The sequence below is a fragment of the Streptomyces noursei genome, assembly GCF_001646665.1.
GTDB lineage: Bacteria > Actinomycetota > Actinomycetes > Streptomycetales > Streptomycetaceae > Streptomyces > Streptomyces lavendulocolor.
Genome location: NZ_LWBU01000158.1, coordinates 37,932 through 52,857, shown reverse-complemented (window position 1 = coordinate 52,857; position 14,926 = coordinate 37,932). Strand labels below are relative to the sequence as shown.

Sequence of the window (14,926 nt, the reverse complement as noted above, 5' to 3'; positions counted from 1 at the left end):
ACCGTGGTCGACCGATGCCGCCCCGACCGATGTCGCCCCCGACGCTGCTCGTCCTGCGGGCCGACCCGCCGCCCCGTCTCGGCCGGCTGACCGGGCGGGTCCGGGTCCGGTACGCCGACGAGGGCTCCCTCGCGGCCGAGCTGCCGTCCGCCGACGTCCTGCTGGTGTGGGACTTCACCTCGGACGCCGTCCGCGCGGCCTGGCCCGGCGCGGGGCCGCGACCGGCCTGGGTGCACACACCGAGCGCGGGGGTCGACCGGCTGCTCTGCCCCGAACTGGTCGCCTCCGACACGGTGGTGACGAACGCGCGGGGCATCTTCGAGCAGCCCATCGCCGAGTACGTGGCGGGTCTGGTGCTGGCGATGGCCAAGGACCTGCCGGGCACCCTGGAGCTGCAGCGGGAGCGGCGCTGGCACCACCGCGAGGGGCTGCCGGTGGCGGGCACCCGGGCGGTGGTGGTCGGCGCGGGGCCGATCGGCCGGGCCGTCGCCACGACGCTGCGGGCGCTGGGCGTGCGGACGGCGGTCGTGGGGCGGACGGCACGGCCGCGCGTCCACGGCGCCGAGGAGCTGGACCTGCTGCTGACGCGGGCCGACTGGGTGGTGTGCGCGGCGCCGCTCACCACGTCGACCCGGGGCATGTTCGACGCCCGGCGCTTCGGGCTGATGCAGCCGTCGGCGCGGTTCGTCAACGTGGGGCGCGGGCAGTTGGTGGTGGAGGACGACCTGGTGGCCGCGGTCACCAAGCGGTGGATCGCGGGAGCCGCGCTGGACGTCTTCGCCGAGGAGCCGCTGGGCGAGGACAGTGCGCTGTGGGACGTGCCGGGGCTGATCGTCTCGCCGCACATGAGCGGGGACACGGTGGGCTGGCGGGACCGGCTGGGGGCGCAGTTCGTGGACATGTTCGAGCTGTGGGCGGCCGGGCGGCCGCTGCCGAACGTGGTCGACAAGGAACGTGGGTACGTACCCGTGCATGACTGAGCCGACGACGTTCCTGACGGACCTGTCCGCCCGGCAGCTCCTCGACGGTTACGCCCGGGACGACTTCACGCCGGTGGACGCGGTGCGCGCGGCTCTGGACCGGATCGAGGCGGTGGAGCCGCTGGTGAACGCGTTCGTGCGGGTCGACGCGGAGGAGGCGCTGGCGGCCGCGGCGGCCTCGGCGCGCCGGTGGCGGCGCGGGGAGCCGGTGGGGCGGCTCGACGGGGTGCCGGTGACGGTCAAGGACGTGCTCCTCCAGGCCGGTGGCCCGACCCTGCGCGGTTCGCGGACCGTGCCGGCCCGGGGCCGCTGGAACGAGGACGCGCCGCCGGTCGCCCGGATGCGGGCGGAGGGGGCGGTGTTCCTGGGCAAGACGACGACCCCGGAGTTCGGGTGGAAGGGCGTCACCGACTCGCCGCTGTCGGGCGTCACCCGCAATCCGCACGACCCGTCCCGGACGGCGGGCGGTTCCAGCGGCGGCAGCGCGGCGGCGGTGGCGCTGGGGGCGGGAGCGCTGTCGCTCGGGACCGACGGGGGCGGCTCGATCCGTATCCCGGCCTCGTTCTGCGGGGTCTTCGGTCTGAAGCCGACGTACGGGCGGGTTCCGGTCCATCCGGCCAGTCCGTTCGGCACGCTGTCGCACACGGGGCCGATGGCCCGCGACGCGGCGGACGCGGCGCTGCTGCTGGACGTGATCAGCGGGGAGGACTGGCGGGACTGGTCGCACCTCGGCCCGGCGCGTCCGGTGGGCGCCGCGCTGCGGGAGGGCGTGAAGGGGCTGCGGGTCGCGTACTCGGCGTCGTTCGGCGGGCAGGTGGCGGTGCGGCCCGGGGTGGCGGCGCTGGTGCGGGCCGCGGTGGAGCGGCTCGCGGGTCTGGGCGCGTACGTGGAGGAGGCGGATCCGGACGTCGCGGACCCGGTGGACGCGTTCCACACGCTGTGGTTCAGCGGCGCGGCCCGGCTGGTGCAGCGCCTGGGGCGGGAGCGGCGGGAGCTGCTGGACCCGGGGCTGCGGGAGGTCGCCGAGCGGGGGGCGCGGTACAGCGCACTGGAGTACCTGGCGGCGGTGGACGTGCGGACGTCGCTGGGGCACCGGATGGGCAGGTTCCACTCCTCGTACGACGTGCTGGTGACGCCCACGCTGCCGCTGGCCGCGTTCGACGCGGGGGTGGAGGCGCCGGAGGGGGCGCGCCGGTGGACGGCGTGGACGCCGTTCACGTACCCCTTCAACCTGACGCAGCAGCCGGCGGCGTCCGTCCCGGTGGGTGTCGACGACGAGGGGATGCCGGTCGGGCTCCAGTTGGTGGCCGCCCGCCACCGGGACGACCTGGTGCTGCGGGCGGCGCACGCGCTGTACGAGTGCGGCGCGGCGGGCGCCCCGCAGCCCTAGTGGGATGTCCGGCCGCACCGGCGGGCCGCGGGCAGCGGGCCGCGGTCGGGGATCGGTCGGCCAACTCGCGGGCACATGCCGGGAGGTCCGCATGTGCGACGGCGGGAAGGCGATCTGGTCCGGCTCGCCGGAGAAAAACTTCTCCGCGCCCGAGCACGAGCGGACCCGCGACTTCCTCGGCGCGGTGCTCTGACCTCACGTTACCGGCGGGAAGTTTGCCTCTGTCATATGCCGGTGTGTCCCGCCCCAGCGTACGCGCATGGGGCCGGGCAGTTTCTTGTCAACAGGAGCCCACGAAACGGCTCTTGGCCGCTATCGTGGTACGGAAGCTTGCGGTCACAACCTGGTAGGGGGAAACCGTGGCGCTGAAGCCCGAGCCGACCGCGCCGTTCCACTCGGTGCAGTACGCCCTGCGCGTCCTCGAGACGATCTCACGGCACGGCGGCGGGGTGACCGACGTCCAGATCGCTCGCGAGACGGGGCTCCCGGCCGGCCACCTGACCCCGCTGCTGCTCATGCTGCGCCGCGAGGGTTACGTCGAGCAGGTCAGCGACGGCGCCTATGTGGTGGGTGATTCCCTGGTGCTGCTGGGTTCCGGCGCGACCCGCCGCGAGGCCCTGGAGACCAAGCTGCAGGAGACCCTCACCGAGCTGCGCGACTCGGTCGGTGCCGCCGTCTACATCAGCCGGTACATCGACGGCGAGGTCAAGATCACCCAGATGGCGGACGGCCCGCACACGCCGAAGGTCAACGAGTGGGTCGACTTCCGCTCGGCGGCCCACGCCAGCGCGGTCGGCAAGTGCCTGCTGACCCAGCTCGACCAGAACGGCCGCCGCGACCACCTGTCCCGCCACAAGATCGCGCGGCTGACCTCGCGGACGATCACCAGCGAGAAGGTGCTCTTCTCCAAGCTGGACAGCCAGCCCCCGACCGTCCCGGTCCTGGACCTCCAGGAGTACGCGGTGGGCACGGTCTGCGCGGCCGTGCCGCTGACGGCCGGTTCCGCGGTCGGCTGCCTCGCCCTCTCGCTCCCCATCGAGCACGCGCACCGGCTCCGCTCGGCGGCGGACACACTGAACCGCAGAGCCGCGCCGGTGGTGCTGTCGCTGGCGCTCTAAACCTCCGGGACGCGCACTGTGACCCGGATCACGGCCGGTTGGTCGGAAGCGCCCCTCGGGCCAGGTAGTATTAACTCTGTCAGCAGGCGCCGCTAGCTCAGTTGGTTAGAGCAGCTGACTCTTAATCAGCGGGTCCGGGGTTCGAGTCCCTGGCGGCGCACAGACGGGAAAAGCCCCTCGCGGAAGCGGGGGGCTTTTTCGTACGTCCACGGAATCACGGGGCCGGGATCACGGGGCCGAAATCGGCCCGGCCGTACGGGGCGGGCGGCGGGCACCGGCCGTACACGCCCCGTTCCGCTCGCCGCTCCACCCGCGGTCTCACGCGCGGAGGAAGGCCAGGACCGCGAGGACCCGGCGGTGGGTGTCCCCGGCCGGCGGCAGGTCCAGCTTCCCGAGGATGTTCCCGATGTGCTTGCCGACCGCCGCCTCGCTCACCACCAGCCGGCGGGCGATCGCCCCGTTCGAGTGGCCTTCCGCCACCAGGGCCAGCACCTCGCGTTCGCGCGGGGTCAGCGCCGCCAGCGGGTCGCGGTGCCGGCGCAGCAGGTGGCGCACCACTTCGGGGTCGACGACCGTGCCGCCCGCCGCGACCCGGGCCAGGGCGTCCACGAACTCCTCGACCTGGCCGATCCGGTCCTTGAGCAGGTATCCGACGCCGGTGCCGTCGCCCGACTCCAGCAGCTCCGCGGCGTACGCCCGCTGCACGTACTGGCTGAGGACCAGCACCGGCAGTGCGGGGCGCTCGGCGCGCAGCGCCACGGCGGCGCGCAGCCCCTCGTCCTGGAAGCCGGGCGGCATCCGGACGTCGGTGACCACGATGTCCGGGTCGTGCTCGGCGACCGCCCCGCGCATGGCGGCCGCGTCGCCGACCGCCGCGACGACCTCGTGGCCGAAGCGGAGGAGGAGCCCGGTGAGCCCTTCGCGCAGCAGCACGCTGTCCTCGGCCAGGACTATCCGCAGAGGGGTCGGCACGGGATCTCCACTCGCAGTACGGTCGGCCCGCCCGTCGGGCTGGTGATCGTCAGTCTGCCATCGAGGACGGCGATGCGGTCGGCCAGACCGGTGAGGCCGGTGCCGCCCGAGGGGTCGGCGCCGCCGGTGCCGTCGTCCCGCACCTCCATCCGCAGCAGCGTGCCGGTGTGGCGGGCGGTCAGCCGGACGCGGGACGCGCCGCTGTGCCTGCCGGTGTTGGCGAGCGCCTCGCACACCGCGAAGTACGCGGCGCTCTCGACCGGCGGTGGCAGGCGCGGCAGCTCGATGTCGGTGTCCACCGGTACGGCCGAACGGTCGGCGGCGTCGGTCAGGGCGGCGTCCAGGCCGTAGTCGGTCAGCACCTGCGGGTGGATGCCGTGGATCAGCTCGCGCAGCTCGGTGAGGACCCGGCCGGCCTGGTCGTGGGCCTGGGCGAGCCGGTCGGCGAGGGGGCCGGGCGGGGCGTCGAGCCGGGCGAGCCCGAGGGTCATGGTGAGGGCGACCAGCCGCTGCTGGGCCCCGTCGTGCAGGTCGCGCTCGATCCGGCGACGCTCCGCCTCGAAGGCGGCGACCAGGCGGGCCCGGGAGCGGGTGACCTCGCCGATGCGGCGCCGCAGCTCGGCGTCCCGGGGGGCCAGCAGCATCCGGGCGAGGGCGGCGCGGGCGCCGGCCAGGGCGCCGAGCCCGTACAGCAGGGCGGGCAGGAGGAGCAGCCCGCACAGGGCGGCCGCGCAGGCGCCCGGGTAGGTGGTGACGAGCGGGCCCTTCAGCACCCGCACCTCCTGCCCGTCCAGCGCGAGGAGCGCGGGCGTGGCGAGCAGGGCGAGCGGCCCGCCCAGGGCCACGGCGAGGGCGAGGAGTTCCAGGGGCCAGAGCACGCAGCCGTGCAGCAGCGCGTACGCCAGCTCCCGCCAGGTGGCCTGCTCCCGCAGCCGGAGCCGCAGCCAGGCCGGGAGGCCGGGCTCGTCGGGCGTCCGGTGCGGGTCCGCGGCCGGCTCGGTGTCGACGAGCCGCAGCCGCCGCCGCTCGGCGCCGCCGAGGGCGACCCCGAGGAGCAGCAGCGGCGGCAGGCCGACGAGGACCAGGGAGAAGACGGCCAGCAGCAGCAGGACGGCCAGCAGGGGCAGCCCGACGAGCACGCCGCTCGCCAGGTAGCCGGCCGACCGCCAGGGCCAGCCGCCGCGCAGGTAGTCACCCCTGGTCAGGGCCTGCCAGGGCGTACGGGGATCCATGGGGATCACGGTAGGTGCCGGGCTCTCGGCGCCACCATGGCCCCAGCGGGTGTACGCGGGGTGGGGCAGGCCCCACCACCTGCGCGGCGGCCGTCCGCCGTCACCTGCGCGACGGTCGCACGCCGTCCGTCAGAACTGCACGTCGGAGCAGGCGTAGAAGGCGTTCGTCGTGTCCGCGACCGTCCAGACGGCCAGGATCAGGTGCTTGCCGGTCTTCCCGCTCGGGATGGTGCCCTGGTGGGAGAGCGTGGACGGCGGCTGCTGGGCGTTGTAGGGGATGGTGAGGAACGGCTGGGGGTCCAGGGCCGCGCGGGTGAGCGGCGCGCTCTGGTTCCAGCCGTTCCTGGTGATGTAGTACTTGAAGTCGGTGGTGCGGTGCCGGGCGGTGAACTGCCAGCGGAAGGTGAAGCTCTGACCGCCGGTCACCCTGGTGGCGGGCCAGCCGCCGCCGCGCGGGTCGTCGAGCTGGGCGAACTGCCCGTTGCCGCCGGCGCAGATCCGGCCGTCGGCGGGGCCGCCGGACGGGAAGCCCTTGGGTCCCTCGACCGACTGCGGCTCCCACTGGATGTTGCCGCAGTTCGAGACGGTGCCGTTGGCACAGAGCTTCTGGCGGCTGATGGGCGAGTCGGTGTAGCCGTGGCTGCTGGCGCTGCCGGTGGCCACGAGGGAGACCCCGGCCACGCCGAGGGCCACCACGGCCGCGCCTATCTTGTGTCGCATGCTGTCGCTCCTGACAGAACGTGGGGGAGTTCGATGAGCCGTGCTGCACGCGTGCGGGGGTGGTGCGGCTGGTGACCGCACGGTCGATCCGGTCTAGACCAAGTTCCAATGTATGGACGCGAGTTGAACATGTCCATACCAATCACGGGCCTTCGACCGGACCACCACGACCCGTGTAGAAGGCCACCGTCAGGTCCTTGACCAGCGCCTTGCGGTCGTAGTCGTCCAGCTCGACCAGACCACGCGTGGTCAGCCGGTGGACCATGTCGTCGACCGCGTCCACCACGGAGGTGAGCACCGCGTCCCGGTGCCTGGCGTCGATCGCCGCGACCCGGCGCCGCAGCATGGCCGCGGCGATCTCCGGCGCGTACTCGATCCGGGTCGGCTGCGCCGAGAAGACCTCGACGCCGACCGGTGCGCAGTGCTCGGACAGCATCCCCGTCAGCGCCTCCCCCACCGCCTCCGCGTCCCGCAGCGTCATCGGGGCGTCCTCGCCGGCGGAGCAGTCCCCGCCGGGGCCGGCGGGAGCGTCGGCCGGCAGCCGGGACAGCACCCGGGCCATCGCCGACTCCACCTGCTCGCGCAGGTACCGCTCGTGGTCCGCCACCCCGAGCGCCGCCCGCACCGTGTCGCTGATGCGCCACACCACCAGCACCACCACCCGCAGCGCGGTGCCGTTCGCGTCGACGGCCGGGAGCGGCTCGCTGCGCCAGTGCCGCAGCCGTACGTCGACACGGCGGCGCAGCAGCAGCGGGCTCACCCACATCAGCCCGGTCCGCCGCACACTGCCCCGGTAGTCCCCGAAGAGCGTGAGCACCCAGGCGTGCCCCACCCTCCCCCGGCACAGCCCGCCGAAGGAGAAGAGCACCGCGAGCACCCCCAGGGCCAGCAGCGCCCAGACGCCCAGCCCGATGCCGTTGTACGGGCGGTACGGCAGCCCCAGCATGTCCGCCGCCGACGGGGGCACCGCGCCGGTCCACCACAGCAGCGCGGCGCAGCCGGCCAGCGCGGCCGCCCCGCCGGCGACCCCGGCCCACCCGGGCAGCACCGGCCCCGGCCGCTCGGCCGGTTCGGGCCCGGCCGGCGGCACGGTCCGCCGCGCCGACGCGGGTACGGTCACCGCCGCCGTGCCGGCCGGTGCGGCGGGCACGGCACGCGGCACGACGGCGGGGACGGCACGCGGCGCGGCGGTGGTGGCGCCGGCGGATCCGGCCGCCGGGGCCGGGCGCACGTCACCGGACGGCCCGCCCCTGCCGGACGGCCGTTCCGTGACCGGCGGCCGTTCCGTCACCAGCGCCCGCTCCTCCCCGGCCGTCCGTCCGCGCACGGCGGCGGCCGGCCCGGCGGCCACCGCCCCCGGACCGGCCTTCTCGTCGTCGCGGAACAGCAGGTGCACCGGGATCGGCCCGGTGGTCTCGTTCCCGATGACGGGAACCCGCCGCCCGGCCGTCGTCCCGCCGCCCTCCGGCATCGCCGTGCTCAACCCTGCCTCCTCGTGGTCGGTCATCCGAACAGCCGCCGCCATGTCTCGGGGCCCGGGTAGCCGTTGGCGGCGGCCCCGCGCCAGCCCTGGGCCCGCTGGAACGCCTCGACGTTGCGCCGGTCCGCCTCGCTCCAGCGCGGCCCCGGCCCGGAGCGGTAGTGGGCGCCGAAGCCCCGCTTCACCAACTGGCGCCCGAGCGCCTCGACGTACGTGCTCGAAACGCCCGGCCGGAAGTGCGCGCGGCCGGGGAAGGCGGGAGCCGGTGCGGCCGCGCCGGGGCCGGAGGGGATGTCGCGGCCCCGGCCGGTGACCAGCAGCCGCCAGGTGTCCGGCCCCGGCAGCCCGTCCGCCTCCCGCCCGGTCCAGCCCTGCGCCCGCTGGAACGCCCGCGTCGCCCGGCGGTCCGCCTCGGTCCAGCGCGGCCCGGGCCCGGAGCGGTAGAACCGCTTGCCGCCGCGCTCCACGAGCATCTGTCCGAGGCGGGTGACGTGGCGGTTGTTCGCGCCCGGTCCGAAGGCCGCCGGGCCGGGGTACGCGGCGGAGACCCCCGGGCCGCCGGGCGTCCCGCCGCTCAGGCCCTTGTAGCGGTAGGCGACGTAGCGGCTGGAGTTGTCCCAGTACGCCATCGGGGTGGCCAGCCTGCGGGCGTGCGGCCGGGTCTGCTCGTAGGCGGTGTAGGAGGTGTGCGTGTAGTCGGTCCAGCCGCCGAAGATGGTGACGTGCGAGCCCCGGTTGGGGTCGGCCGGGTTGTGGAACAGCAGGATGTCCCCGGGCTGGAGCTCGGAGCGGTCCAGCCGGGTGCCGAACCGGTCGAGGGAGCCGGTCCACTCGTTGCCGGCGAGGTTCCACGCCATCGAGACGAAGCCCGAGCAGTCCTGGCGGTAGCCGTCCGTCCAGTACTTCTCCATGGAGTACGGGACCTTCGCGGCGACCCAGCGCTTGGCGCGGTTGATGATCTCGGCGCGGGTGGACCGGCGCAGCGAGGGCGCGGAGACGTGACCGCCCGTCGGCCCGGCGTGCGGGCGGCCGTGCAGCGGCCCGGTGCCGCCCTGCGGGGTGGCGGCGTCCGGGTCGTCCCGGTCGCGGCCCGGGCCGGCCGGGTCCAGCGGCCCGGCCGGGCCCGCCGGGAGGGTGACGGCGCCCGCCCCGGCCCCGCCGCCGAGGGCGACCCCGGCGGCGGTGAAGAGGACCAGGGCGCGCCGCGCGCCGTGGGCGGCGGGGTGACCGCCGGCCCGCACGGCCGGGCGGAGGGCCGTCTCGCGCCGGTGCCGGGCGCAGCCGGTGCAGGGACAGTCGGGGGCGGGCTCGTACTCCTCGAAGACCGGCACGGCGGCCATGCGCTTCCCCTCCAGGTTCTTACGGTGCTGCGGTACGGGCGCCAGTGTCGCAACTGACCCGACATGTCGCATTTTGACGGTTGAAAGGGAAAAACCGGTCGGCCGACAGGCCGGGGCGGCCCCATTCACCGGCGCGCGGCACTCCCGGGCGGTCCTGACCACCCCCGCGCATCGGGTAGAGTTGTGCAGGTCAGCACGCGCCGCTAGCTCAGTTGGTTAGAGCAGCTGACTCTTAATCAGCGGGTCCGGGGTTCGAGTCCCTGGCGGCGCACGCGAGGCCGAGGCCCCCTCACCACGAGTGAGGGGGCCTCAGTCGTGCCACCACTCCCGATTCATCCGCGAAGCACGCATATGCCCGACAAGCAGTCCGTATCGCCCTTACGACCGGGCGGGACGGCCGCAGACCCTATCCTGGAACGGGTGTCCCCCAATGGGACACGTGGTTCGTGCGGTTGGCGGCGGTTCCGGGGGGTGCTCCGGTTGCGTGGACCACGGGGTGGGGGTCCCGTTCACGCAGCGATGCAGTGACAGGCATCATGCAACCGGAAGGCCGTCCATCCCTGTCTTCGGGAATGGTGGCCGACCACTGATGTGCCGGAACGCGCCGGTCTAGGGGGACCGCGCGCTCCGGACGGAAACGAACACGACCAATCACGCAGCCAGTATGCGTGCGGGGGGAAGACTCATGACGTCGACGCCGAGCGGCGCCCGGCAGGACAACGACCCGTCCCGAACCACGCAGCTCCGGGTTCCCCCGCAGCTCCGGTCCGGCGGGTCCCGGCAGCGCGGCGCCGCCAAGCCGCTGCCCCGCTACGACTACGAGCACTACAGCAGGCTCGCGGGCCCCCTGACGCAGCCCGCCGCGGACAAGCCGTACCGGGTGCAGTACCGCTCCCTGATCTCGCAGGAGCCGCACCGCATCCGGGTCGCGCTGATGCTGGCCGCCGCCCCGGTGCTCTCCCTGGTGCTGCTGGTGTGGCTGCTCCAGCCCTCGCACTGGACCGAGCGCGACTACCCCGCGTTCGACTGGCTGCCGGCCCTCGACATCGTGATGCTCGTCTCGATCGGTCTGATCGAGTTCTTCCGCTGCATGAACGTGCTGTCGAACGCCCACGCGACGCTGGTCGCGCGCGACCCGGTCCCGGTCGTGCCGGAGACCGGCACCCGCGTCGCCTTCCTCACCTCCTTCGTCCCGGGCAAGGAGCCGTTGGAGATGGTGACGAAGACGCTGGAGGCGGCCGTCAGGATCCGGCACCGCGGCCTGATGCACGTCTGGCTGCTCGACGAGGGCAACGACCCCGAGGTCAAGGCCGTCTGCGAGCGCCTGGGCGTGCACCACTTCTCCCGCAAGGGCATCGCGAAGTGGAACCAGCCCACCGGCCCCCACCGCGCCAAGACCAAGCACGGCAACTACAACGCCTGGCTCGACGCGCACGGCGACAACTACGACTTCTTCGCCTCCGTCGACACCGACCACGTGCCGCTGCCGAACTACCTGGAGCGCATGCTCGGCTTCTTCCGGGACCCGGACGTCGGCTTCGTCATCGGCCCGCAGGTCTACGGCAACTACGACAACTTCGTCACCAAGGCAGCCGAGTCGCAGCAGTTCCTCTTCCACGCGCTGATCCAGCGGGCCGGAAACCGCTACGGCGCGCCCATGTTCGTCGGCACGTCGAACGCCGTGCGCATCAAGGCGCTGAAGCAGATCGGCGGCCTGTACGACTCGATCACCGAGGACATGGCGACCGGCTTCGAGATCCACCGCCACAAGAACCCGGCGACGGGCAACAAGTGGCGCTCGGTCTACACCCCGGACGTGCTCGCGGTCGGCGAGGGCCCCAGCGCCTGGACGGACTTCTTCACCCAGCAGATGCGCTGGTCGCGCGGTACGTACGAGACGATCCTCAAGCAGTACTGGAAGGGCTGGTACTCGCTGCCGCCGAGCAAGCTCTTCAACTACACGATGATGATCATCTTCTATCCGATGTCCGCCCTGAACTGGATCCTCGCCGCCCTGAGCTGCGCGCTGTTCCTGGGCCTGGGCGCCTCGGGTGTGAACATCGACCCGACGGTGTGGCTGATGCTCTACGGCAACGCCTCCGCGCTGCAGATCGGCCTGTACGTCTGGAACCGCCGCCACAACGTCTCCCCGCACGAGCCGGAGGGGTCCGGCGGCGTGGCCGGCATGCTCATGTCCGCGCTCTCCGCGCCGCTCTACGCCAAGGCGCTGATCGACTCCGCCCTGCGCCGCAAGAGCAAGTTCGTGGTCACCCCCAAGGGCGACTCCGCCAGCCCGGACCGGTGGTTCGGCACCTTCCGCTACCACTGGTACTTCATCGGGATCTTCGGCGCGTCCATCGCCGCCGGCTTCGTCTTCGGGCACTCGCACCCGGCGATGATCATCTGGGCGTCCTTCGCCACCCTGATCACCGCCACGCCGATCTTCGTCTGGCGGCACATGCTGCGCCAGGAGAAGAAGAAGCCCGCCCGGCACGGAGGCGGCGGCCGGCCGCCGCAGCCGCCCGTCCCGCCCGTGGACGAGGCGCCGCAGGCCAAGCCGAGCTGGGCCGAGCAGAACGACACCATGCAGATCGCCCTTGGGGGACGTAACAAATGAGCAGCCTGCCCGTCCGGCCGAACCACCGGAGGAACCGTGCCCGTCGCATCCTGATAGGCACGGCGGTGGTTGCTGTGGTCGCCGGGTTCAACGGGCCGGCCCTGTACAGGTACGGCTCGGAGACATACCACGACTACACGATCAACAAGCCGGAGTACAAGGCCGCCAACGGCCACTGGGACTTCCTCGACGTCCCCTCCGAGTTCCGGATCAACACCATCCACGCGGCGCTGCTGCACACCGGCAAGGTGCTGCTGGTCGCGGGGTCCGGCAACAACCAGAAGAACTTCGACGCGAACAAGTTCGAGTCGGTCCTGTGGGACCCGAGGACGAACAAGTTCAAGATGATCCCCACGCCGAAGGACATGTTCTGCGCCGGGCACACCCAGCTGCCCGACGGCAAGCTGCTGATCGCCGGCGGCACCAAGCGGTACGAGAAGCTCAAGGGCGACGTCACCAAGGCCGGCGGCCTGATGATCGTCCACAACGAGGACCCGGACAAGCCGATCACCCTGCCCGCCGGGACGAAGTTCACCGGCAAGGCCAACGGGAAGACGTTCGTCTCCAAGGACCCGATCCTGGTGGAGAAGGCCGAGAAGGTCTTCGACAAGGCCACCGGCCGCTTCCTGCGCACCCAGCCGGGGCTGGGCCGCATCTACGTCGAGGCCGAGGAGTCGGGCAAGGAGTTCGAGACCGGCACCGAGGACAACTACAAGGTCGTGGGCCTCAAAGGCAAGGACGCCCGCAACGTCTACGGCATGGCGCAGAAGCTCGCCCTCGACAAGAAGGACTTCCAGGGCATCAAGGACGCCTTCGAGTTCGACCCGGTCGCCGAGAAGTACATCAAGGTCGACCCGATGAACGAGGCGCGCTGGTACCCCACGCTGACCACGCTCAAGGACGGCAAGGTCCTCGCCCTGTCGGGCCTCGACGAGATCGGGCAGATCGTCCCCGGCAAGGACGAGATCTACGACCCGAAGACCAAGAAGTGGGAGTACACGGGGATCGAGCGCCGCTTCCCCACGTACCCGGCGATCTTCCTCATGGACAACGGCAAGCTGTTCTACTCCGGTTCCAACGCCGGGTACGGCCCCGCCGACGTCGGCCGTGACCCGGGCGTCTGGGACCTGGAGACCAACAAGTTCAAGAAGATACCGGGGCTGGGCGACGCCGACCGGATGGAGACGTCCGCCACCGTCATGCTGCCGCCCGCCCAGGACCAGAGGTTCATGGTCATCGGCGGAGGCGGCGTCGGCGAGTCGCAGGACTCCAGCGAGAAGTCCCGGCTGGTCGACCTCAAGGACCCCAACCCCCGCTTCAAGGACGGCGCCTCCCTCGACAGGGGCACCCGCTACCCGAGCGCCTCGCTGATGCCGGACGACACCGTCCTGGTCACCGGCGGCTCCGAGGACTACCGGGGCCGCGGCGACTCCAACGTGCTGGAGGCGCGGACCTACGACCCGAAGACCGGGACGTACACCCGTGTCGCCGACCCGCAGGTGGGCCGCAACTACCACTCGGGGTCGGTGCTGCTGCCCGACGGCCGTGTGATGATCTTCGGTTCGGACTCGCTCTTCGCCGACAAGGCCAACACCAAGCCGGGCGTCTTCGAGCAGCGCATCGAGATCTACACCCCGCCCTACCTCTTCCGTGACTCCAAGCCCAAGGTCACCGGCGGTCCGGAGACGATCAAGCGCGGGCAGAGCGGTGTCTTCACGACCCCGGACGCCGCGAGGATCAAGACGGCGAAGCTGATGCGGCCGAGCGCCGTCACGCACGTCACCGACGTCGACCAGCGCTCGATCGCGCTGGAGATGAAGAAGACCGCCGACGGCATCCAGGTCACCGTCCCGAAGAACCGGGCCCTGGTCCCCTCCGGCTGGTACATGCTCTTCGTCACCGACGACAAGGGCACCCCGTCCGAGGCGGTGTGGGTCGAGGTCCCGTAGGACCCGGACACGACGGCGAAGGGGCGCCCCCGGCGGGGGCGCCCCTTCGTCGTGCGTGTACTGCCGCGCGGTGCCGCTACTTCGTGTTGCGGGCCAGTTCGAGGGCGTACTCCGGGAACCAGTCGCCCGCCTTCGGGCCGCCCTTGCAGTCGCCGTCCGACTCGCCCGGGCGCTTGATCCACAGGTAGGCGTCGACCAGCGGGTCGCCCGTCTGCGTCGTGGGCGTCTCGCCGAGGGCGCGGCCCGGCGGGTTGCACCAGTTCTCGGCGGGGTCGCCCTTGGTGTAGGGGCCGTTGCCGTTGCGGCTGGTGTCGACGACGAACGGCTTGCCGCCGACCCTCTGCGACACCTTCTTGCCGTACTCCTTGCTGGCGGCCGTGGTCTGGAAGTTGGCCACGTTCACCGCGAAGCCGTCCGCCTCACCGACGCCCGCCCACTTCAGGGGCTCGAAGATCTGGTCCGGCTTGCCCCAGCCCGCGTTGCCCGCGTCCAGGTACACCTTGGTGTTCGGCAGCTGCTTCAGCCGCTTCACGGCGCCCTTCAGCAGGTCGTACCGCTCCTCGTGGTACTGGTCCTCGGTGCAGCCGTCCACCATGTGCATCACGGCGTCCGGCTCCACGATCACCGTGGCCCGCCGGTCGCCGATGCCCTTGGCGACCTTGTCCAGCCAGGCGCGGTACGCGCCGCCGTCGGCGGCGCCGCCCGCGGAGTGCTGGCCGCAGTCGCGGTGCGGGATGTTGTAGAGCACCAGGACCGCGTCCCGGTCCGCCTTCGCGGCCGCCTCGGTGAAACCGCGGGCGTCCTCCTCGGGCTGCTCCGTGCCGACCCACTCGCCCACCGGCTGGGAGGCGATCTTCCGGATGAGGTCGGCGTCCTCCTTCTTGCCGTCCCGCAGGTAGCTGGCCACCTGCTGGGCCGCCTTGCTGCCGGGATTGACCCAGAACGGATCGGTCGCCTTCGGCTGCTGGCTCACGCCGGGCACGGCCTCGGTCTTCTCGCCGCCGCCGGCGTCGGGGGAGGTGCAGCCGGCCAGCAGCAATGCCGCCACGGCTCCGACCGCCCCCACCGTGGCCGCCCTCACGCGGGCACGCCCGGTGCAACTGCCGTACATCCACTCCCCCTCGGGTG

General features: G+C 72.7%; 10 protein-coding genes, 2 tRNA genes and 1 pseudogene. 7 read left to right on the top strand and 6 right to left on the bottom strand.

Annotation, left to right across the window (positions count from 1 at the left end):
* The first annotated feature begins 29 nt into the window (after window positions 1–29).
* From A4V12_RS12355 to A4V12_RS12340, 4 genes are all read left to right on the top strand, one after another.
* Window positions 30–980: a D-2-hydroxyacid dehydrogenase gene (locus A4V12_RS12355; protein ID WP_064069349.1), complete on the top strand. Its 951-nt coding sequence runs from the start codon at window positions 30–32 to the stop codon at window positions 978–980.
* The gene (locus tag A4V12_RS12350) at window positions 973–2,370 is read left to right on the top strand and encodes an amidase (protein ID WP_064069348.1); all 1,398 of its coding nucleotides are present in this window, start codon (window positions 973–975) and stop codon (window positions 2,368–2,370) included. Before A4V12_RS12355 ends, A4V12_RS12350 begins: the two co-directional genes overlap by 8 nt.
* 359 nt (window positions 2,371–2,729) lie before the next feature.
* Window positions 2,730–3,488, top strand: coding sequence for an IclR family transcriptional regulator (locus A4V12_RS12345; RefSeq protein WP_064069347.1), 759 nt, complete (start codon window positions 2,730–2,732; stop codon window positions 3,486–3,488).
* Window positions 3,489–3,574: 86 nt separating this feature from the next.
* Window positions 3,575–3,648: transfer RNA gene (locus A4V12_RS12340), tRNA-Lys, on the top strand.
* Window positions 3,649–3,806: 158 nt separating this feature from the next.
* On the opposite strand, the gene A4V12_RS12335 is transcribed toward A4V12_RS12340, so the two are convergent.
* From A4V12_RS12335 to A4V12_RS12315, 5 genes and pseudogenes are all read right to left on the bottom strand, one after another.
* Window positions 3,807–4,460: a response regulator gene (locus A4V12_RS12335; protein WP_064069346.1), complete on the bottom strand. Its 654-nt coding sequence runs from the start codon at window positions 4,458–4,460 to the stop codon at window positions 3,807–3,809.
* Window positions 4,439–5,692 carry a sensor histidine kinase gene (locus A4V12_RS12330; protein WP_064069345.1) on the bottom strand — a complete coding sequence of 418 codons (1,254 nt, stop codon included), beginning with the start codon at window positions 5,690–5,692 and terminating at the stop codon, window positions 4,439–4,441. Before A4V12_RS12330 ends, A4V12_RS12335 begins: the two co-directional genes overlap by 22 nt.
* Before the next feature lie 129 nt (window positions 5,693–5,821).
* Window positions 5,822–6,412 (bottom strand): lytic polysaccharide monooxygenase auxiliary activity family 9 protein, encoded by a 591-nt coding sequence (locus A4V12_RS12325; RefSeq protein WP_064069344.1) that lies wholly within the window; start codon window positions 6,410–6,412, stop codon window positions 5,822–5,824.
* Between the two features lie 142 nt (window positions 6,413–6,554).
* A pseudogene (locus A4V12_RS12320) lies at window positions 6,555–7,853 on the bottom strand (SPFH domain-containing protein); the annotation flags it as partial.
* A gap of 62 nt (window positions 7,854–7,915) precedes the next feature.
* Window positions 7,916–9,232 carry a peptidoglycan-binding protein gene (locus tag A4V12_RS12315; RefSeq protein WP_064069342.1) on the bottom strand — a complete coding sequence of 439 codons (1,317 nt, stop codon included), beginning with the start codon at window positions 9,230–9,232 and terminating at the stop codon, window positions 7,916–7,918.
* Window positions 9,233–9,429: 197 nt separating this feature from the next.
* Between A4V12_RS12315 and A4V12_RS12310 the strand changes: the two genes are divergently transcribed.
* The 3 genes from A4V12_RS12310 (at window position 9,430) to A4V12_RS12300 (ending at window position 13,798) form a co-directional block, all read left to right on the top strand.
* Window positions 9,430–9,503 (top strand) — tRNA-Lys (locus tag A4V12_RS12310).
* A 414-nt stretch (window positions 9,504–9,917) separates the two neighbouring features.
* A complete protein-coding gene (locus A4V12_RS12305; RefSeq protein WP_064069341.1) occupies window positions 9,918–11,849 on the top strand; it encodes a glycosyltransferase family 2 protein in 1,932 nt (643 codons plus the stop codon).
* Window positions 11,846–13,798, top strand: coding sequence for a galactose oxidase-like domain-containing protein (locus tag A4V12_RS12300; protein ID WP_064069340.1), 1,953 nt, complete (start codon window positions 11,846–11,848; stop codon window positions 13,796–13,798). The genes A4V12_RS12305 and A4V12_RS12300 overlap by 4 nt, the downstream gene beginning before the upstream one ends.
* Before the next feature lie 76 nt (window positions 13,799–13,874).
* Here the strand turns inward: A4V12_RS12300 and A4V12_RS12295 are convergent, their stop codons facing one another.
* Complete coding sequence (locus tag A4V12_RS12295) at window positions 13,875–14,909, bottom strand: glycoside hydrolase family 6 protein (protein WP_064069339.1); 1,035 nt, start codon at window positions 14,907–14,909, stop codon at window positions 13,875–13,877.
* Between the last annotated feature and the right edge of the window lie 17 nt (window positions 14,910–14,926).

Coding starts and splice junctions, on each gene's coding strand:
- A4V12_RS12295 (WP_064069339.1), bottom strand. CDS start 14,909: ATGTACGGCAGTTGCACCGGGCGTGCCCGCGTGAGGGCGGCCACGGTG.
- A4V12_RS12305 (WP_064069341.1), top strand. CDS start 9,918: ATGACGTCGACGCCGAGCGGCGCCCGGCAGGACAACGACCCGTCCCGA.
- A4V12_RS12325 (WP_064069344.1), bottom strand. CDS start 6,412: ATGCGACACAAGATAGGCGCGGCCGTGGTGGCCCTCGGCGTGGCCGGG.
- A4V12_RS12355 (WP_064069349.1), top strand. CDS start 30: ATGTCGCCCCCGACGCTGCTCGTCCTGCGGGCCGACCCGCCGCCCCGT.
- A4V12_RS12350 (WP_064069348.1), top strand. CDS start 973: ATGACTGAGCCGACGACGTTCCTGACGGACCTGTCCGCCCGGCAGCTC.
- A4V12_RS12315 (WP_064069342.1), bottom strand. CDS start 9,232: ATGGCCGCCGTGCCGGTCTTCGAGGAGTACGAGCCCGCCCCCGACTGT.
- A4V12_RS12330 (WP_064069345.1), bottom strand. CDS start 5,692: ATGGATCCCCGTACGCCCTGGCAGGCCCTGACCAGGGGTGACTACCTG.
- A4V12_RS12300 (WP_064069340.1), top strand. CDS start 11,846: ATGAGCAGCCTGCCCGTCCGGCCGAACCACCGGAGGAACCGTGCCCGT.